We start from the raw sequence: 18,718 nt of genomic DNA, 5'->3' as shown, positions 1-18,718 counted from the left end.
GAAGACACCGCCATGGGCCGATTCGTTCGCATCGACAAGGAAAGCAGCCCCAAGACGGTGCTGCTCAATCTCGACCTGGTGGCCACGGTCGAGCTGGCCCCGCAATCCGACCTGCTCAGTTCGGGCGGCGCGGATAGCCGCAAGGTGTACGCCACCTTTCTCGCGCCCGACAAGACCGCGATCGCGTCCCTGCACTTCGACAACAGCGACGATGCGAACGCGTGGGTGCAGTCGCACCTCGGCGTGGCGCTCTAGGAGTCTGCGCCGAAGCGCTCCGCATACAGGCGGCCCACCCGGTCGATGAACACCCGCACCCGCGGCAAGGGTTGACGCTGGGGGGTTCCGGCCGCGACCCCTCGGCCTCCTGATCGCCCTGCAGATGGCTGGCATCTGCTGCGCGTTCGGTCCCACCTGGTCCTGGATCGACCGTGGCGTCGCGTTTGCCTTCCTGATGGGTTGTCGGGCGCTGTGCATCGCGCTGCGCGGCAGCGGCCGCTTTGCGCTGGGCCGATGGTTCGGGATGCCGATCCGAAGCGGGAGCACCATGAAAAACGCTCCGACCTGCGGAGCGTTTTTTACGGGTCGAGCCGTTTTACTTGATCGCGCGGACCGCGTTCAGCACCGGCTGCAGCACTGCTGCGCCCAGGCGCGCGCTGCGTGCGCCATCCCAACCGACTTGCGGGTCCGGGTCGTTGGCGTTGTCCTTGAACGGCAATTCCAGCGTCAATGACAGGCAGCCGAAGGCGTGGGTGATGTGCGGCGAACCCATGGTCAGGGTCTCTTCGGTATAAGGCGTCGCGCCGTAGCCGTGCACGTCCTGGAAGTCCGGGCTGGCGATCTTGAAGTCGGCGATGAAGCGGTCTTGCGCTTCGCCTTGCTCCCTGGTGAAGTTCGGCAGAGATTCGCTGCCGGCCACGAACACATACGGCAGGCCTTCGTCGCCATGCACGTCCAGGCACAGGTCGACGCCCGTCTCGTGCATCTTCTTCAGCACCAGGAACACCTCGGGGCTGCGCTCCATGCTCGGATTGAGCCATTCGCGGTTCAGGTTCGCGCCGGCCGCATTGGTGCGCAGGTTACCGCGCACCGAGCCGTCCGGGTTCATGTTCGGCACCACGTAGAACACCGATTCCTTCAGCAACTGGCGCCCGAACGGGTGGGCCGGGTCGAGCAGCGCGTCGAGCATGCCCTCGACGAACCATTCGGCCATGGTCTCGCCCGGGTGCTGGCGCGCGATCACCCACACCTTCTTCTTGCCTTCGGCCGGTTCGCCGATCACCAGCATGTTCAGGTCGCGGCCGTCGACGGTCGAACCCAGGTCGAGCATGCGCACGTTCTCGGCCATCTGGGCGCGGTCGAGCAGCTCCAGGTGGCGCTCCCACGAATACGGCTCGAAGTAGGCGTAGTAGACGCTGTCCATGCCCGGGGTGTGCTCGATGGTGAGCACCTGGCCGTCGAAGCTGGTCGGCACGCGGAACCAGTTCACGCGGTCGTAGCTCGCCATCGCCTGGTAGCCTTCCCAGCCGGCCGGATAGGCCGCGTTGCCGGCGTTGAGCAGGCGGATGGAGCAGGCTTCGCCTTGCGCGCCTTGCAGGCGGAAGTAGAACCACTGGATGATGTCGGCGTGCGAGTCCTTGCGGATGTTCAGGTCGATGGCGCTGGCGCTCGTGGCGCTCACGACGTCGATGGCGCCAGCGTCGAATTGGCTGCTGATCTTGATAGACATGGTGTTGTCCTGTGTTGGGAGGGTACGTTGAAGCACTGATGATACCCGGTTTCGGGGCGCCCTCGCTAGGCAGGGCTGGCGCCCGGCAGGGCCGCGAAATGGCGCTGCAGGGCGTCCAGCGCCACCCGCACCTTGGCCGGATCGCCATCGCGCCGCGGGGTCATGGCCGCCACCGGCAGTGCCGGCAACTGCCAGTGCGGCAGCACGCGCACGAGAAGGCCGCGCTCGAGCGCGGGATGGACGTCGGCGTGGCCCAGCAGCGCCAGTCCCATGCCCTGTTCGCACATCTGCTGCAGCGAGAGCTGGTTGCTGACGATGCGGTCGCCGACGCCGTGCGCGCCCATGACGCCGTCGTCTCGGCCTTCAGTCCGGGCTGGAGCGATCCCGCCCTGTACGACAACTTCCTGCGCGGCAGCGCGGCCATCGAGGGCGGCGTCGCGGCGAGCGGCGTGCGGCGCCTGCTGGTGGTCGGCGGCGCCGGCAGCCTGTTCGTGGCGCCCGGCGTGCAACTGGTCGACACGCCGGCCTTCCTCGATCATGTGCGGCCCACTATCGTGCCCGGTGCGCAGGCGGCGCGCGATGTCCCGAACCGGCTGCGCGCCGACACGGTGCTGGACTGGACCTTCTTGAGCCCGCCCGCGTTGCTGGGGCAGGGCGATGCCACCGGCAGCTACCGTGTCGGCGCCGACGATCTGCTGATGGACGGCGACAAGCCGGCCGGCATCGCCGTGGCCGACCTGGCGCTGGCGATCGCCGACGAGATCGAACAGCCGCGCCACCTGCGGGCGCGCTTCACCGTCGCCAGCCAGGCATGATCAGGCCCGCAGGCCACCGAAGCGGCCGTGATAGGCGGCGTCGGCTTCTGGCGTCGCCGCGTCTTCCTTGCGCAGCATGGCCAGCACGTGTTCCTCGGCGCGCGCGTGGCACAGGCGGTAGATCTCGCGCGCCAGCGCATAGGCGTCGGCCCCCGGCCACGGTTGCGGCAGCAGGGCCAGCGGCAGCATCGGGTCGTGCAGCTGCACCCGGCGGTAGGCGTGGATCAGCAGGGTGCGGATCGCGAACGCCTGCTCGGCGCTAAAGTCGCCCGTCGCCAGCAGCGCTGGCAGCGGCGCGAAGCTGTCGATGAAGCCGCGGTAGGCGGCGACCACCGCGTCCAGGTTCCAGCAGTCGCCCACCAGCCCGGGCAACGCACGCGTACCCATGCCCGGCAACTCGTCCACCTGGCACACGAACACCTTGTCGGCGGCGTCGACGCGCGCCAGGATCTCGCGCAGCGTATCGCGCTCGGGCGCGGGATGCGCCATCACGCCCGTCGCCAGCATCGCAAAGCCCTCCCACTCGAGTTCCTTGCGCAGCAAGGTGCGCAATTCGCTGTCGATGCTGCCGCTCTTGCCGTGCGGCGCCAGCACGAAGGTCCAGCGGCCGTCCCAGTCCAGGCCCGGCGCCGAATAGATGCGGCGGTTGGCGCGTTCGAAGCGGGGCAGCGCCTTCGGCTCGATCGCATAGCGGCTGCGGCGGCCTTCGCGGCTGGCCGTCAGCCAGCCCTCCTGCACCAGGCGGAACACGCTGGTGCGCACCAGCCGGTCGCCCACGCCCAGCGGCGCCAGCAACTCGATCATGCTTCCCAGCCAGAATGCGCCGCCGTGCGGCGCGATCGTGTCGCCGCAGACGGTCACCACCAGCGATTTGTGGCGCGGCGGATCGGTGGCCAGGCTGTGGGCGATCCACTCAGTGCAAGACAATCGTTTCATGATGGCAATCAAGTTTTTGTGCGGCGATATGATTCAAAATTATTGTGTACATCAAGTTTTTTGTATCGTATTATGATTCGGACGGGTTTGCAATTGTAGAGAACCACGGGAGAAGCGCATGTATGCACAAATGGTGGAGACCGGCCTCAAGAAAGTCCGCACAGAACAGGACATGAGCGCCGAAGAGCAGGCGTTCCAGGCGCGCATCGACGCCGGGATCAAGATCGAACCGAAGGACTGGATGCCGGAAGCGTACCGCAAGACGCTGATCCGCCAGATCTCGCAGCACGCGCATTCCGAGATCGTCGGCCAGCTCCCCGAGGGCAACTGGGTGACGCGCGCGCCGACCCTGCAGCGCAAGTCGGTCCTCCTGGCCAAGATCCAGGACGAGGCCGGCCACGGCCTGTACCTGTACAGCGCCGCCGAGACGCTGGGCGTCTCGCGCGACGAACTGCTGCAGGCCCTGCATGCCGGCAAGGCCAAGTATTCGAGCATCTTCAACTATCCGACGCTGAGCTGGGCCGACATGGGCGCGATCGGCTGGCTGGTGGATGGTTCGGCGATCATCAACCAGATCCCGCTGTGCCGCTGCTCGTACGGTCCGTACGCCCGCGCCATGGTGCGCGTCTGCAAGGAAGAATCCTTCCATGCGCGCCAGGGCTACGACATCATGATGGCGCTGGCCAAGGGCACGCCGGAGCAGAAGGCGATGGCGCAGGATGCGCTCAACCGCTGGTGGTGGCCGTCGTTGATGATGTTCGGCCCGTCGGATGCCGAATCGGTCAATAGTGCGCAATCGACGGCCTGGCGCATCAAGCTGTTCTCGAACGACGAGCTGCGCCAGCGCATGGTCGACCAGACCGTGCCGCAGGCCGAATACCTGGGCCTGACGGTTCCCGACCCCGACCTCAAGTGGAATGCCGAGCGCGGTTCCTACGATTTCGGCGAGATCGACTGGTCCGAGTTTTACAACGTCCTGAAGGGCAACGGCCCCTGCAACCGCGAGCGCCTGCGCACGCGTGTCAAGGCCTGGGACGACGGCGAATGGTTCCGCGACGCCCTCGTCGCCCACGCCGACAAGCAAGCCGCCAAGAAGGCCGCCGCCTGAAAAGGTGGGCGTGGGGTGGACGGGTTTCCCGTCCACCCCACGCTGTGAACGCCCCTCGGATCTACGCATACGCATCACGGAGACACATCATGAGCAAAGAATGGCCCCTGTGGGAAGTCTTCATCCGCAGCCAGCACGGCCTCGCCCACAAGCACGTTGGCAGCCTGCACGCCCCTGACGCCGACATGGCGATCAACAACGCCCGCGACGTCTACACCCGCCGCAACGAAGGCGTCTCGATCTGGGTCGTGCGCGCCGCCGACATCGTCGCCAGCAGCCCGCTTGACAAGGAATCGCTGTTCGAGCCGGCCAACAGCAAGGTCTACCGCCACCCGACCTTCTTCCCGATGCCGGAAGAAGTCAAGAACCTGTGAGCGCGGTCATGGATGCGAAGCTTGACTACCTGCTGCGCCAGGGCGACAACGCCCTGATCCTGTCGCAGCAACTGTGCCAGCTGGTCGGCAAGGGCCCCGCGCTCGAGGAAGACATGGCCCTGTCCAACGTCGCCCTCGACCTGCTGGGCCAGACCCGCATGTGGCTGAGCTATGCCGGTGAACTCGAAGGCAAGGGCCGCGACGAAGACCGCCTGGCTTTCCTGCGCGACGCGCATGACTACCGCAACTGCCTGCTGGTGGAGCAGCCCAACGGCAGCTACGCCGACACCTTGATGCGCCAGTTCCTGTTCGACACCTGGCACTACTTCCTGATGGATGGCCTGACGCGCTCGAGCGATGAACGCATCCGCGAGATCGCCGCCAAGTCGATCAAGGAAGTGACTTACCACCTGCGCCGCAGCGGCGACCTGGTGGTGCGCCTGGGCGACGGCACCGACCAGAGCCGCGCGATGATGCAGGCCGCGCTCGACGAGCTGTGGATGTATGGCGGCGAGATGTTCATCTACGACGAGATCGACAACGCGATGGTGGAGCAGGGCGTGGCGCCGGCCGCCGAACTGCTGCGCAAGCAGTGCCTCGACCACCTGGCCGAGGTTCTGAACGAAGCGACCCTGGCGATGCCGTCGCCCGACGCCTGGATGCAACGTGGTGGAAAACAGGGCCGCCACAGCGAGCGCCTCGGCTTCATCCTGGCCGAGATGCAGTTCCTGCAGCGCGCCTATCCGGGAGCGACCTGGTAATGACCGCCCTGGACGTCAGCGTCGACCAGGTCTGGAGCTGGCTCGGCGAAGTCGCCGATCCGGAGATCCCGGTCATCTCGGTGGTCGATCTCGGCATCGTGCGCGATGTGCGCCTGGAAGACGACACCTGCGTGGTCACGATCACGCCAACGTATTCCGGCTGCCCGGCGATGCAGGTGATCTCGGATTCGGTCAGCGAGGCCCTGCACGCGCACGGCATCGAGCAGGTCCGCATCGAGAGCCGCCTGTCGCCCGCCTGGACCACCGATTGGATGAGCGAGGCCGGCAAGGCGGCGTTGAAAGGCTACGGCATCGCGCCACCGGTGCAGCAGGCGATCGACATCAGCGGCCTGCACGCCGGCATCCGCCGCCGCGCCGCGCCCGATGTCAGCTGTCCGCACTGCGGCTCGCCCCACACCCAGCTGACCAGCGAATTCGGCTCGACCCCGTGCAAGGCGCTGTACAAGTGCCTCGACTGCCGCGAGCCGTTTGATTATTTCAAGTGCCACTAAGTGGTCACGCAGTTGTCACCAAGTTGCCGAATGAGGCCAGCATGAGCAAATTCTATCCACTGACCGTCTCGAAGGTGAAGCACGAGACGCGTGACGCCATCGCCGTCACCTTCGACGTCCCGCCCGAGCTGAAGGACACCTTCGCCTACCGCCAGGGCCAGTACCTGACCCTGCGCACGACGATCGATGGCGAAGACGTGCGCCGCTCCTACTCGATCTGCTCGGCCGTGCAGGACGCGCAGCTGCGGGTGGCGATCAAGCGCTGCAGCGGCGGCCTGTTTTCAAGCTGGGCCAACGAACATCTCCAGCCCGGCATCACGCTGGACGTGATGCCGCCCAGCGGCAACTTCAACGTGCCGATCGATGCTGCCAGCAGCCGCCATTACCTGGCCTTCGCCGCCGGCAGCGGCATCACGCCGATCCTGTCGATCGTGAAGACCACCCTGCAGGCCGAACCGGAGAGCCGCTTCACCATCGTTTATGGCAACCGCGCCTCGTCGAGCGTGATCTTCCGCGACGAGCTCACCGACCTGAAGGACCAGTACATGGGCCGCCTGCGCCTGGTGTACGTGATGAGCCGCGAGCAGCAGGACATCGAGCTGTTCAACGGCCGCATCACCGAAGAAAAGTGCAGCCAGTTCCTGCGTCACTGGATCGATATCAAGGACATCGACGTCGCCTTCATCTGCGGGCCCGAAGACATGATGCACGGCGTCTCGCGCTCGCTGCAGCAAGCCGGCCTGGCCAAGGAAAACATCCGCATCGAGCTGTTCGCCGCCAGCGCGCCGACGCGCGAGCGCAAGCCGCGGTCGGTGGAATCGGAGGCGCGGCACCGCACCGAAGTGACCGTGATCATGGACGGCAACGCCGCCAGCTTCACCATGGACAAGGACAAGGAATCGCTGCTCGACGCCGGCCTGCGCGCCGGGCTGGACATGCGCTACTCGTGCAAGGGCGGCGTGTGCTCGACCTGCCGCTGCAAGGTGCTCGACGGCGAAGTCGAGATGGACGTGAACTATGCGCTCGAGGATTACGAAGTGGCACGTGGTTTCGTGCTGAGCTGCCAGAGTTTCCCTGTCACCGACAAGCTGGTGGTCGACTTCGACATCCATGAATAAACATCGATAGCCGGCAGCTTGTGAACGTCGTTCCCGCCCTCGCCGGGCCCCTTGGCGGGAACCCAGGCTGACTTACGTGGCGTAGCGAAGAACCTGGATCCGCGCTCGGCGGGGATGACGGATCGAACGATAACGAGAGTAGTGGAGACAACAATGACTTACGAATCCATCCAGTTCAAGATCGACAACGGCATCGCGCTGCTCACGTTGAGCCGCCCCGATCGCCTCAACAGCTTCACCCGGGCCATGCACCTCGAAGTGCGCGACGCCCTCACGCGCGTGCAGGCCGACCAATCGGTGCGGGTGCTGGTGCTGACCGGCGCCGGCCGGGGTTTCTGCGCCGGCCAGGACCTGTCCGACCGCGCCGTCGACCCCGGCGCGCCGAGCGTCGACCTGGGCGAATCGGTCGAGAAGTTCTACGCGCCGCTGGTGCTCACCCTGAAGAACCTGCCGCTGCCCGTCATCTGCGCCGTCAATGGCGTGGCCGCCGGCGCTGGCGCCAACCTGGCGCTGGCCTGCGACATCGTGCTGGCCGCGAAATCGGCCAGCTTCATCGAAGCCTTCAGTAAACTCGGCCTGATCCCCGACACCGGCGGCACCTGGCACTTGCCGCGCCTGGTCGGCCACGCGCGCGCCATGGGCCTGGCGATGCTGGGCGAAAAGCTCAGCGCCGAAAAGGCCGAGGAATGGGGCCTGATCTGGCGCTGCGTGCCCGACGAAGCCCTGATGGACGAAGCGATGGCCATGGCCGAACACTTCGCCGCCGCGCCGACCAAGGGCCTGGCTTTCACCAAGAAAGCCTTGCAGGCCAGCTACGCCAATTCGCTCGAAGACCAGCTGCAGCTCGAGGCCGGCATGATGCGCGAACTCGGCTACAGCCACGACTACCGCGAAGGCGTGGCCGCCTTCATGGCCAAGCGCACCCCGCACTTCAAGGGAGAATGAGCATGCACGCCATCCCTCCAGGCAGCACGGTCGCCGTGATCGGCAGCGGCGCGATGGGCGCCGGCATCGCCCAGGTCGCGGCCACCGCCGGCCACCAGGTCCTGCTGTTCGATACCCGCCCCGATGCCGCCGACCAGGCCATCGCCGGCATCGGCAAGACCTATGCAAAACTGGTCGAGAAGGGCCGCATGGGCGCGGTCGCATCCGACCTGGCGCGCGAGCGCCTGATGCGCATCTCATCGCTGCAGGAGGCCGTCGGTGCCGCGCTCGTGATCGAGGCCATCGTCGAGGACCTGGACGCCAAGCGCGCCCTGTTCGCCGAGCTGGAAGGCATCGTCGGCGCACGCTGCATCCTGGCCACCAATACCTCGTCGATCTCGGTCACCGCCATCGGCGCGCACCTGAAGCACCCCGAACGACTGGTCGGCATGCATTTCTTTAACCCGGTACCGCTGATGGCGCTGGTCGAGGTGATCAGTGGCCTGGCGACCGATCGCGACGTCGCGGACGTCGTCCACGCTACCGCCGAAAGCTGGGGCAAGAGCCCGGTGCACGCCAGGTCGACGCCGGGCTTCATCGTCAACCGCGTCGCCCGGCCGTACTACGCCGAAGCCTTGCGCCTGCTGCTGGAGCAGGCCGCCGACGTGGCGACGCTCGACGCCGTGATGCGGGACTGCGGGGGTTTTCGCATGGGTCCGTTCGAACTGATGGATCTGATCGGGCACGACGTCAATTTTTCGGTCACGAACTCGGTGTTCGCCGCCTACTACAACGATCCACGCTTCACGCCTTCGATCGTGCAGCAGGAACTGGTCAGCGCCGGCTTCCTGGGCCGCAAGACCGGCCGTGGCTTCTACCGCTACGGCGACGCCGCCGCCAGGCCGGCGCCGCAGGAAGAAGCCCCCGGCGCCGCACCGGCGACGGTGCGCTACGCCAGCGCCACCGGCATGATCGAGGCGATCGCCGAGCGCCTGCGCGGCGCGGGCATCGAGCCGGTCGCGATCGAGGTCGCGCCTGGCCTGTATTGCGGCGACGCCGCCATCTACCTGAGCGATGGCCGCAGCGCCACCGAGCGCGCCGAGGCCGATGGCCACCGCGACACGATCGTGTTCGACCTGTTGCACGATGCCGCCGGCGCCACCCGCATCGCGCTGGCGCGCGCCGACCAGTGCAGCGACAGCGCGTGGCAAGCCGCGGTCGGCCTGTTCCAGGCCGCGGGCTTCGCCGTGACGCGCCTGGACGACGTGCCCGGCATGGCCGTGATGCGCACCGTGGCGATGCTGGCCAACGAGGCCGCCGACGCCGTCAACCAGGGCGTGTGCAGCGCCCGCGCCGTCGACATCGCGATGCAGAAGGGCGTCAATTATCCGCGTGGCCCGCTGGCCTGGCTCGACGCGGTCGGCCTGCGCCATGTCGTGACCGTGCTGTCGAACCTGGCCGCGACCTATGGCGAAGACCGCTACCGCGTGTCGCCGCTGCTGCGCCGCAAGCTGGCGGCCGATCCACACGGAGCGCGCTTCCATGCTCAATGATCCACAACGGCTGGCCGAACTGGCCGGCCGCACGATGTTCGAACGCGATCCGACCAGCCGCAGCCTGGGCATGCAGCTGGCCGAGATCCGCCCGGGCTATGCGCGCATGTCGATGAAGGTGCGCGACGACATGCTCAACGGTCACGCCACCTGCCATGGCGGCTACATCTTCATGCTGGCCGACAGCGCCTTCGCCTTCGCCTGCAACTCGCACAACTTCAACACCGTGGGCGCTGGCTGCACCATCGACTACCTGGCTCCCGGCCGTCCCGGCGACGTGCTGGTGGCCGAGGCGGTTGAGCAGGCACTGCAGGGCAAGACCGGCGTCTACGACGTCACCGTGCTTGATCAGGACGGGCGCAAGATCGCGCTGTTCCGGGGCAAGTCGCATCGCGTCGCCGGCACCCTGGTGCCGCTCGACGCCTGAACTGGAAACCGAGAGGAGAACGAGATGGTCCAACGTATTCCCGCTGACGGCGAGCTGGAACCGATCGAGCGCGCCAGCCGCGACGAGCTGCAGGCGCTCCAGCTGCAACGCCTGCAGTGGACGCTCAAGCACGCCTACGACAACGTGCCGCACTACCGCGCCGCTTTCGACGCAGCCGGCGTCCACCCGGGCGACTTGAAAACGCTGGCCGACCTGGCGAAGTTTCCGTTCACCGAGAAAAAGACGCTGCGCGACAACTACCCGTTCGGCCTGTTCGCCGTGCCGCGCGAAGAGGTGGTGCGGGTGCATGCGTCGTCCGGCACCACCGGCAAGCCAACCGTGGTCGGCTATACGCAAAACGATATCGACACCTGGGCCAATGTCGTGGCGCGCTCGATCCGTGCCGCGGGCGGACGCAAGGGCGACCTGGTGCACATCTCCTACGGCTACGGCCTGTTCACCGGCGGCCTGGGCGCCCACTATGGCGCCGAGCGCCTGGGCTGCACCGTGATCCCGATGTCGGGCGGCCAGACCGAGAAGCAGGTTCAGCTGATCTGCGACTTCAAGCCGTCGATCATCATGGTCACGCCCTCGTACATGCTCAATATCGTCGAGGAGTTCGCGCGCCAGGGGCGCGATCCGGCCCAGTCGTCGCTCAAGGTCGGCATCTTCGGCGCCGAGCCGTGGACCGATGCGATGCGGCGCGAGCTCGAAACGCGCGCCGGCATCGACGCGGTCGACATCTATGGCCTGTCCGAAGTGATGGGCCCGGGTGTGGCCAGCGAATGCATCGAGAGCAAGGACGGGCCCGTGATCTGGGAAGACCATTTCTATCCCGAGATCATCGACCCCGAGACCGGCGAGGTACTACCCGATGGCGCCGAAGGCGAACTGGTATTCACCTCGCTCACCAAGGAGGCGCTGCCGATCATCCGCTATCGCACGCGCGACCTGACCCGGCTGCTGGCGCCGACCTCGCGCTCGATGCGCCGCATGGGCCGCATCACGGGCCGCTCGGACGATATGCTGATCATCCGCGGCGTGAACGTGTTCCCGAGCCAGATCGAGGAACTGATCTGCAAGATGCCGGCGCTGGCGCCGCAATACCAGCTGGTGGTGGCGCGCGACGGCCATCTCGACACGCTCGAGGTGCTGGGCGAGTTGCGGGACACGAGCCTGCCGCCCGATTCGGTGGCCGCGCTGTGTCGCGAGCTCCAGCACTGCATCAAGACCTATGTCGGCGTGACCACCCGCGTGACCTTGATGCCGCCGCAAGGCATCGAGCGCACCCTGACCGGCAAGGCCAGGCGCGTGGTCGACCACCGTCCAAGACAATGAAAAATGCACTAACAGGAGAGAGCCATGACCGACGCCTTCATCGTTGACGCCGTCCGCACCCCCTTCGGCCGCTACGGCGGCGCCTTGTCCAGCATCCGCGCCGACGACCTGGCCGCGCTGCCGATCGCGGCCCTGATGGCCCGCAACCAGGATGTCGACTGGACCGCGGTCGACGACCTGTTCTACGGCTGCGCCAACCAGGCCGGCGAGGACAACCGCAACGTGGGCCGCATGGCCGCGCTGCTGGCCGGCCTGCCGCAAGACGTGCCGGGCAACACCATCAACCGCCTGTGCGGTTCCGGCATGGACGCCGTGGGCACGGCCGCGCGCGCGATCAAGGCCGGCGAAGCGCAACTCGTGATCGCCGGCGGTGTCGAAAGCATGACCCGCGCGCCGTTCGTGATGGGCAAGGCCGACAGCGCGTTTTCGCGCACGGCCAGGATCGAGGATACGACCCTCGGCTGGCGCTTCGTCAATCCGGCAATGAAGGCCAAGTACGGCATCGATTCGATGCCCGAGACCGCCGAGAACGTGGCGCGTGAGTTCGGCATCGAGCGCGCCGACCAGGATGCGTTCGCACTGCGCAGCCAGCAGCGCTGGGCACGCGCGCATGAAGCAGGCTTCTTCAAGGACGAGATCATCCCGGTCACGGTGCATGGGAAAAAAGGTGAGTCACGCGTGGTCGACACCGATGAGCAGCCGCGCCCGGAGACCAGCATCGACGCGCTGGCCAGGTTGAAAGGCGTGGTCACGCCGGACGGCTCGGTCAGCGCGGGCAATGCGTCGAGCCTGAACGACGGCGCCTGTGCGCTGCTGCTGGCGTCAGGCGCCGCCGCCGCCCGCTACGGCTTGACGCCGCGCGCCCGCGTGGTCGGCATGGCGACCGTTGGCCTGGCGCCGCGCATCATGGGCTACGGCCCGGCGCCCGCGGTGAAGAAGCTGCTGGCCCAGACCGGCCTCACGCTCGACCAGATGGACGTGATCGAACTGAATGAGGCCTTTGCCGCCCAGGGCCTGGCCGTGACGCGCGACCTTGGCCTGGCGGACGACGACGCCCGCGTCAACCCGAACGGCGGCGCGATCGCCATCGGCCACCCGCTCGGCGCTTCCGGCGCGCGCCTGGTGACGACGGCCGTCAACCAGCTGCACCGCACGGGCGGCCGCTACGCCCTGTGCACGATGTGCATCGGCGTCGGCCAGGGCATCGCGCTGATCGTCGAACGGGTCTGACCATGGTGAAGGTCTACGAGATCGACGGCGTGCGGCCGGTGGTGCATCCGAGCGCCTACGTCCACCCGTCGGCGGTATTGATCGGCGACGTGGTCGTTGGCCCGCGCTGCTATATCGGTCCGCTGGCCTCGCTGCGCGGCGACTTCGGCCGCCTGATCCTGGAAGAGGGCGCCAACCTGCAGGACACCTGCGTGATGCACGGCTTCCCGGACGAGGACACGGTGGTCGAAGTCGACGGCCACATCGGCCACGGCGCCGTGCTGCACGGCTGCCGCGTCAAGCGCAACGCCATGGTCGGCATGAACGCGGTGGTGATGGACAAGGCGGTGGTCGGCGAGGAATCGATCGTGGCCGCGATGAGTTTCGTGAAGGCGGGCATGGTGATTCCGCCGCGCTCGATGGTGATGGGAGCGCCGGCCAGGGTCATGCGCGAACTCACCGACGAAGAAGTGCAATGGAAAAGCTTCGGCACCCGCCAGTACCACGAACTGAACGTACGCTCGCTGCAGACCATGCGCGAAGTCGAGGCGGACACCGAGGTGCAGCCGGACCGGCAGCGCATCGCATTCGACCTTGATGGCATGCACAAGCCGAAAGCCTGAAGAAACAAAAGGAGACAAGACATGGGCAATATTCCCACCCTGCAGAGCCTGATCGCCGGCCGCTGGCACGGCCAGGAGTCGCATACCGCGCTGCACAGCGCCCTCGACAGCGCGCTGATCTATCACACGCACGCCGAGAAGATCGATTTCGACGAAGCCTTGACCTTCGCGCGCAAGACGGGCATCAAGAGCCTGATGGGCCTGGACTTCCAGAAGCGCGCCCAATGCCTGAAGGCGCTGGCGCTCTATCTCATGGAACGCAAGGAAGAACTGTACGAGATCTCGCACCTGACCGGCGCCACGCGCCAGGACAGCTGGGTCGATGTCGAAGGCGGCATCGGCACCCTGTTCGCCTATGCCGGCATGGGCTCGCGCGAACTGCCTTCGTCGAACGTGCTGCACGAAGGCCCGGCCATGGCGCTGGGCAAGCGCGGCGGCTTCGCCGGCACCCACATCCTGGTGCCGCGCGGCGGGGTGGCGGTGCACATCAACGCCTTCAACTTCCCGATCTGGGGCCTGCTCGAGAAATTCGCGCCGAGCTTCCTGGCGGCCATGCCCTGCATCGCCAAGCCGGCCACCGCCACCAGCTACCTGACCCATGCCGTGGTCAAGATGATGATGGAGTCGAACCTGTTGCCAAGCGGCGCGCTGCAGCTCGTGATCGGCAGCACCGGCGACCTGCTCGATCGCCTGGGGGGCTTCGACGCCGTCACCTTCACCGGCTCGGCCGACACCGCCGCCAGGCTGCGCGTCAACCCGAACCTGATCCGCGAATCGGTGCCGTTCACGGCCGAAGCCGACTCGCTCAACTGCGCGATCCTGGCGCCTGACGTGACGCCCGACGATCCCGAGTTCGACCTGTTCGTCAAGGAAGTAGCGCGCGAGATGACCGGCAAGGCCGGCCAGAAATGCACCGCGATACGGCGTGTCATCGTGCCGGAAACGCTGGTCGACGCGGTTGGCCAGCGCTTGCGCGAACGCCTGGCGAAGATCACGGTCGGCAATCCCAAGGTCGAGGGCGTGCGCATGGGCGCGCTGGCGTCGATGGACCAGCACCGCGACGTGAGCGAGCGGGTCGAGCTGCTCGCGCGCGGCAACGAAGTGCTGTTCAGCGCGCGCGACGGTTTCAGTCCGGTCGGCGACAATGTGGCCAGCGGCGCTTTCTTCGCGCCGACCCTGCTGCTGTGCCGTAACGCCATGGACAACGCGGCCGTGCACGACGTGGAAGCCTTCGGCCCGGTCAGTACCCTGATGACTTACCGCGACATCGACGAGGCGCTGGAACTGGCCGCGCGCGGCAAGGGCAGCCTGGTGACCACCTTCGCCACCAGGGATCCGGCGCTCGCCGCCTACGCCGTGCCGGTGGCCGCCGCCTCGCACGGCCGCGTACTGATACTCGACCGTGAAGCGGCCGTCGACAGCACCGGCCACGGCTCGCCGCTGCCGCAACTCAAGCACGGCGGCCCGGGCCGCGCCGGCGGCGGCGAGGAGCTGGGCGGCATCCGCGCCGTCAAGCACTTCCTGCAGCGCGCCGCGGTGCAGGGTTCGCCGACCATGCTCGGCGCCATCACCGGCGAATACGTGCGCGGCGGCGCCGTCAAGGAAAGCGAGATCCACCCTTTCCGCCGCTACTTCGAAGACCTGGAGATGGGCCATTCTCTCCTGACGCACCGCCGCACGGTGAGCGAAGCCGACATCGTCAACTTCGGCGGGGTGTCGGGCGACTATTTCTACATGCATTTCGACGAGATCGCGGCGAAGGACACGCAGTTCGGCCAGCGCATCGCGCACGGCTACTTCGTGCTGTCGGCGGCGGCGGGCCTGTTCGTGTCGCCGGCGCCGGGCCCGGTGCTGGCCAACTACGGCCTGGATAACCTGCGCTTCGTGGCGCCGGTGGCGATCGGCGACACCATCCGTGCACGCCTGACCTGCAAGCGCAAGGTCGACCGCAATCGCGCGGACGAGCAGGGAAGAGGACAGGGCGTGGTGGCGTGGGATGTGCAGGTCACCAACCAGCGCGACGAACTGGTGGCCAGTTACGATATCCTGACGCTGGTACTGAAGCGCGCCTGATCCGGCGCTTCACTCATCCCATGCTGACGAAAGGATGTGCGATGTCGAGACTCGATTTGAGCAGTATTCCGGTGTTGAGCGGCACCGGCTATCCGGCGCCATTCCATGAAGCGGTGGATGGCCGCACGCGCCAGGCACTGGGCGATGCCGGCGGCCTGACCCAGTTCGGCGTCAACCTGGTCGAGCTGCAACCGGGCGCCGCATCGTCGCAGCGCCACTGGCACTCGCATGAGGACGAATTCGTCACGATCGTCTCGGGCGAGCTGGTGCTCGTCACCGATGAGGGTGAACCCCTGATGCGCGCCGGCGACCATGCCGCTTTTCAGGCCGCCCGTCCGAATGGCCACCAACTGGTCAACCGCAGCTGGGGGCCGGGCGTGTTCCTGGCGGTGGGTTCACGCGACAAGGCCGACGTGGCGACCTATGCCGATATCGACATGCGCTACGAGCAGGCGTCCAACGCCTATCTGCACAAGGACGGCACGCCTTATCCCAAACGGACTGCCTGACGGTTGGCGTCAATCCAGCTTGCGCGCGTAACGTTCGCGCACATGCTGGCTGATGTAGGTCGACAGTCCGTGACCTTCGCACGCCAGTTCGCACATGCGCGCGATATGGTCGGCGCCGGCGCTGTCCACGTCGTACAGGTAGCGGTCGCCGCCCGTGAATTTCACCGTGATCGATCCGGCCCCGAGTTCATAGGCAACGACACCGGAATGGCCGCTTCGGTTCGCATAGCGCTGCATGATCCATCTCCATAATGCGGTTGGTCCCGTATGGGACCATGGCTGGCGTCATGCAGGTGCACGATTCAGGACCGCGTGCGTTCCAGCCGCAGCAGGCCTTCCGGGGTACGGATGGCGCGCAGGTCGTCGTAGTCCGGCACGCCGGTTACCGTGGTCTCCAGCGGGTGATGGTGGGTGGCGGTGACGACGATGCTGTCCATCCCCGCCGCCGCGGCCGACTGCAGGCCGGCCAGCGTATCCTCGAACACCAGGCAATCCTGCGGGCGCATGCCCAGCTTTTCGGCGCCCAGCAGGAACGGATCCGGCGCCGGCTTGCCGCGCTGGACGTCTTCGGCCGCCACCATCACTGGCGGCGCCGGCAGCCCGGCCGCGGCGATGCGCGCCTCGGCCAGCGCGCGCGGGGCCGAGGTCACGATGGCCCAGCGCTCGGCCGGCAGGGTCGCAAGAAAAGCCGCCACGCCTGCGATCGCCTCGATGCCTTCGACATCCTCGATCTCGGCCTCTGTGATGCGCTGCGCTTCCGCTTCTGCGTCGATATCAGGCAGGCCGACGCCGCGCACCGTATCGATGCTGCGCTTGCCGTGGATGGTCGGCAGGAAGACATCGACGTCCAGGCCATGGCTGCGGGCCCAGTTGGCCCACACGCGCTCGGCGGCGATGATCGAAGTGAGGATGGTGCCATCCATGTCGAACAGGAAAGCAGCGTAGTCGCGGGAGGGAAGGGCGGTCATGGATTTGTTGCTAAAGAAGAGTTAACAGGGGGATAAGCCCTGGACGAGGGAAGGAGCACGTCGTCCGCCCTTGCCGTGCGCCTTGGCGGGAAGCTAACCATGTCGCGTTACGGCGTCTTGGCAGGACCTGGGTCCCGCCAAGACGCCCTGCGAGGGCGGGAACGACGGCTGAATTACCCGGCCAGCTGCTGGCGCACGCGCGCGATTGCCGCGCGCACCTGGTTCGGCGCCGTGCCGCCCACGTGGTCGCGCGCCGCCACCGAGCCCTCGAGGGTCAGCACGTCGAACACGTCCGGTTCGATCAGCGGCGAGAAGCCCTGCAGCGTCTCGAGCGACATCTCGGACAGGTCGCAGCCCGCCTGGTCGCAGGCGCGCACCGCATGGGCCACGGCTTCGTGGGCATCGCGGAACGGCAGGCCTTTCTTGACCAGGTAGTCGGCCAGGTCGGTCGCGGTGGCGTAGCCCTGCAGCGCCGCGGCGCGCATGTTCTCGGCCTTGACCGTGATGCCCGACGCCATGTCGGTGAAGATGCGCAGCGTATCAAGCACCGTGTCGACCGTGTCGAACAGCGGTTCCTTGTCTTCCTGGTTGTCCTTGTTGTAGGCCAGCGGCTGGCCTTTCATCAGGGTCAGGAGGCCGGTCAAATGGCCGTAGACGCGGCCGGTCTTGCCGCGTGCCAGTTCCGGCACGTCCGGGTTTTTCTTTTGCGGCATGATCGACGAGCCGGTGCAGAAGCGGTCGGCGATGTCGATGAAGCCGATGCGCGGGCTGATCCACATGACCAGCTCTTCCGAGAAGCGCGAGACGTGCATCATCAGGATCGATGCTGCGGCGGTGAACTCGATCGCGAAGTCGCGGTCGGACACGGCGTCGAGCGAATTGTGGCAGACGTCGTCGAAGCCGAGGGTCTTGGCCACGCGCAGGCGGTCGATCGGGAAGGTAGTGCCGGCCAGGGCGGCGGCGCCCAGCGGCAGGCGGTTCACGCGGCGGCGCGCATCCTGCATGCGCTCGGCGTCGCGGCCGAACATCTCGACATAGGCCAGCATGTGGTGGCCGAAGGTGATCGGCTGCGCCACCTGCAGGTGGGTGAAGCCGGGCATGATGGTATCGGCGTGGCGCTCGGCCAGGTCGGTCAGCGCGCCGCGCAGGCCGTTCAGCAGGACCAGGATATCATCGATCGCCGCGCGCACGTACAGGCGGATGTCGGTCGCGACCTGGTCGTTGCGCGAGCGTCCGGTATGCAGGCGCTTGCCGGCGTCGCCGACCAGTTCGGTCAGGCGCTTCTCGATGTTCAGGTGGACGTCTTCCAGGTCGAGCAGCCATTCGAAGCTGCCGGCCTCGATCTCGGACCGGATTTGCGTCATGCCGCGCTCGATCTTGGCACGGTCGTGCTCGCTGATGATGCCCTGGGCCGCCAGCATCTCGGCGTGCGCCAGCGAGCCCTGGATGTCGTATTGCGCCAGGCGCTTGTCGAAGAACACCGAGGCGGTATAGCGCTTGACGAGATCGGACACGGGTTCGGAGAAGCGGGCCGACCAGGCTTCGGCTTTTTTGGAGAATTGTTCGGTCATGGTGGAATTCCGGTTGGGGATTCGACGATTATAAACCGCGCCGCCACGACGCCATCCCGTGGGCAGATTACTCCAGGAAAACTCAGGAAAAAAAGCCGCGTAAAGACCGCAATTGAAACCAATCCGGGAGCCAAACGGCGCTAGAATGGTTTTTTTGCCAGCTTTGCAAGCAC

Annotated in this window: 21 protein-coding genes; 15 read left to right on the top strand and 6 right to left on the bottom strand. The window is 66.7% G+C overall.

Going from position 1 to position 18,718, the window contains the following annotated elements:
• Positions 1–12 precede the first annotated feature (12 nt).
• Positions 13–255 (top strand): hypothetical protein, encoded by a 243-nt coding sequence (locus AC56KW_RS02950; protein ID WP_497169235.1) that lies wholly within the window; start codon positions 13–15, stop codon positions 253–255.
• 337 nt (positions 256–592) lie between these two features.
• Here AC56KW_RS02950 and AC56KW_RS02945 read toward each other — a convergent pair whose 3' ends face one another.
• Positions 593–1,726 (bottom strand): M14 family metallopeptidase, encoded by a 1,134-nt coding sequence (locus AC56KW_RS02945; protein ID WP_497169234.1) that lies wholly within the window; start codon positions 1,724–1,726, stop codon positions 593–595.
• A 65-nt stretch (positions 1,727–1,791) separates the two neighbouring features.
• On the bottom strand, positions 1,792–2,070 hold the full coding sequence (locus AC56KW_RS02940; protein ID WP_497169233.1) for a LysR substrate-binding domain-containing protein: 279 nt from the start codon (positions 2,068–2,070) through the stop codon (positions 1,792–1,794).
• Between AC56KW_RS02940 and AC56KW_RS02935 the strand changes: the two genes are divergently transcribed.
• The gene (locus tag AC56KW_RS02935; RefSeq protein ID WP_497169232.1) at positions 2,059–2,541 is read left to right on the top strand and encodes an NAD(P)-dependent oxidoreductase; all 483 of its coding nucleotides are present in this window, start codon (positions 2,059–2,061) and stop codon (positions 2,539–2,541) included. The two genes, AC56KW_RS02940 and AC56KW_RS02935, sit on opposite strands and share 12 nt — an antisense overlap.
• Here AC56KW_RS02935 and paaX read toward each other — a convergent pair whose 3' ends face one another.
• Complete coding sequence (gene paaX / locus AC56KW_RS02930) at positions 2,542–3,477, bottom strand: phenylacetic acid degradation operon negative regulatory protein PaaX (RefSeq protein WP_497169231.1); 936 nt, start codon at positions 3,475–3,477, stop codon at positions 2,542–2,544.
• 118 nt (positions 3,478–3,595) lie between these two features.
• On the opposite strand from paaX, the gene paaA reads away from it, so the two are divergent.
• The 13 genes from paaA (at position 3,596) to AC56KW_RS02865 (ending at position 16,006) form a co-directional block, all read left to right on the top strand.
• Positions 3,596–4,585, top strand: coding sequence for a 1,2-phenylacetyl-CoA epoxidase subunit PaaA (paaA, locus tag AC56KW_RS02925; RefSeq protein WP_320467449.1), 990 nt, complete (start codon positions 3,596–3,598; stop codon positions 4,583–4,585).
• Positions 4,586–4,674: 89 nt separating this feature from the next.
• Positions 4,675–4,959 carry a 1,2-phenylacetyl-CoA epoxidase subunit PaaB gene (gene paaB / locus AC56KW_RS02920; RefSeq protein ID WP_109346252.1) on the top strand — a complete coding sequence of 95 codons (285 nt, stop codon included), beginning with the start codon at positions 4,675–4,677 and terminating at the stop codon, positions 4,957–4,959.
• Positions 4,960–4,967: 8 nt separating this feature from the next.
• The gene (gene paaC / locus AC56KW_RS02915) at positions 4,968–5,720 is read left to right on the top strand and encodes a 1,2-phenylacetyl-CoA epoxidase subunit PaaC (protein ID WP_497169230.1); all 753 of its coding nucleotides are present in this window, start codon (positions 4,968–4,970) and stop codon (positions 5,718–5,720) included.
• Positions 5,720–6,232 (top strand): 1,2-phenylacetyl-CoA epoxidase subunit PaaD, encoded by a 513-nt coding sequence (gene paaD, locus AC56KW_RS02910; RefSeq protein ID WP_497169229.1) that lies wholly within the window; start codon positions 5,720–5,722, stop codon positions 6,230–6,232. The genes paaC and paaD overlap by 1 nt, the downstream gene beginning before the upstream one ends.
• A 41-nt stretch (positions 6,233–6,273) precedes the next feature.
• Positions 6,274–7,350, top strand: a complete 1,077-nt coding sequence (paaE, locus tag AC56KW_RS02905) for a 1,2-phenylacetyl-CoA epoxidase subunit PaaE (RefSeq protein ID WP_497169228.1) — start codon at positions 6,274–6,276, stop codon at positions 7,348–7,350.
• Positions 7,351–7,503: 153 nt separating this feature from the next.
• Positions 7,504–8,295, top strand: a complete 792-nt coding sequence (gene paaG / locus AC56KW_RS02900) for a 2-(1,2-epoxy-1,2-dihydrophenyl)acetyl-CoA isomerase PaaG (protein ID WP_497169227.1) — start codon at positions 7,504–7,506, stop codon at positions 8,293–8,295.
• Between the two features lie 2 nt (positions 8,296–8,297).
• Positions 8,298–9,827 carry a 3-hydroxyacyl-CoA dehydrogenase PaaH gene (gene paaH, locus AC56KW_RS02895; RefSeq protein ID WP_497169226.1) on the top strand — a complete coding sequence of 510 codons (1,530 nt, stop codon included), beginning with the start codon at positions 8,298–8,300 and terminating at the stop codon, positions 9,825–9,827.
• A complete protein-coding gene (paaI, locus tag AC56KW_RS02890) occupies positions 9,817–10,254 on the top strand; it encodes a hydroxyphenylacetyl-CoA thioesterase PaaI (protein ID WP_497169225.1) in 438 nt (145 codons plus the stop codon). Before paaH ends, paaI begins: the two co-directional genes overlap by 11 nt.
• Before the next feature lie 24 nt (positions 10,255–10,278).
• On the top strand, positions 10,279–11,592 hold the full coding sequence (gene paaK / locus AC56KW_RS02885) for a phenylacetate--CoA ligase PaaK (RefSeq protein ID WP_497169224.1): 1,314 nt from the start codon (positions 10,279–10,281) through the stop codon (positions 11,590–11,592).
• Positions 11,593–11,616: 24 nt separating this feature from the next.
• Positions 11,617–12,822, top strand: coding sequence for a 3-oxoadipyl-CoA thiolase (gene pcaF / locus AC56KW_RS02880; protein ID WP_497169223.1), 1,206 nt, complete (start codon positions 11,617–11,619; stop codon positions 12,820–12,822).
• A gap of 2 nt (positions 12,823–12,824) precedes the next feature.
• Positions 12,825–13,424 (top strand): phenylacetic acid degradation protein PaaY, encoded by a 600-nt coding sequence (gene paaY, locus AC56KW_RS02875; protein ID WP_497169222.1) that lies wholly within the window; start codon positions 12,825–12,827, stop codon positions 13,422–13,424.
• A gap of 21 nt (positions 13,425–13,445) precedes the next feature.
• The gene (gene paaZ / locus AC56KW_RS02870; RefSeq protein WP_497169221.1) at positions 13,446–15,497 is read left to right on the top strand and encodes a phenylacetic acid degradation bifunctional protein PaaZ; all 2,052 of its coding nucleotides are present in this window, start codon (positions 13,446–13,448) and stop codon (positions 15,495–15,497) included.
• A gap of 41 nt (positions 15,498–15,538) precedes the next feature.
• Positions 15,539–16,006 (top strand): cupin domain-containing protein, encoded by a 468-nt coding sequence (locus tag AC56KW_RS02865; RefSeq protein WP_497169220.1) that lies wholly within the window; start codon positions 15,539–15,541, stop codon positions 16,004–16,006.
• A 9-nt stretch (positions 16,007–16,015) separates the two neighbouring features.
• Here AC56KW_RS02865 and AC56KW_RS02860 read toward each other — a convergent pair whose 3' ends face one another.
• The 3 genes from AC56KW_RS02860 to argH all read right to left on the bottom strand — a co-directional run bounded on the left by AC56KW_RS02860 (position 16,016) and on the right by argH (position 18,545).
• Positions 16,016–16,243, bottom strand: a complete 228-nt coding sequence (locus AC56KW_RS02860) for a hypothetical protein (protein WP_497169219.1) — start codon at positions 16,241–16,243, stop codon at positions 16,016–16,018.
• A 65-nt stretch (positions 16,244–16,308) separates the two neighbouring features.
• The gene (locus AC56KW_RS02855; RefSeq protein ID WP_497169218.1) at positions 16,309–16,974 is read right to left on the bottom strand and encodes an HAD-IA family hydrolase; all 666 of its coding nucleotides are present in this window, start codon (positions 16,972–16,974) and stop codon (positions 16,309–16,311) included.
• 173 nt (positions 16,975–17,147) lie between these two features.
• A complete protein-coding gene (argH, locus tag AC56KW_RS02850) occupies positions 17,148–18,545 on the bottom strand; it encodes an argininosuccinate lyase (RefSeq protein ID WP_497169217.1) in 1,398 nt (465 codons plus the stop codon).
• Positions 18,546–18,718 lie beyond the last annotated feature (173 nt).

It is taken from the genome of Telluria sp. RT2P19 (assembly GCF_059685725.1).
This window is presented reverse-complemented; position numbering and strand designations above follow the sequence as displayed.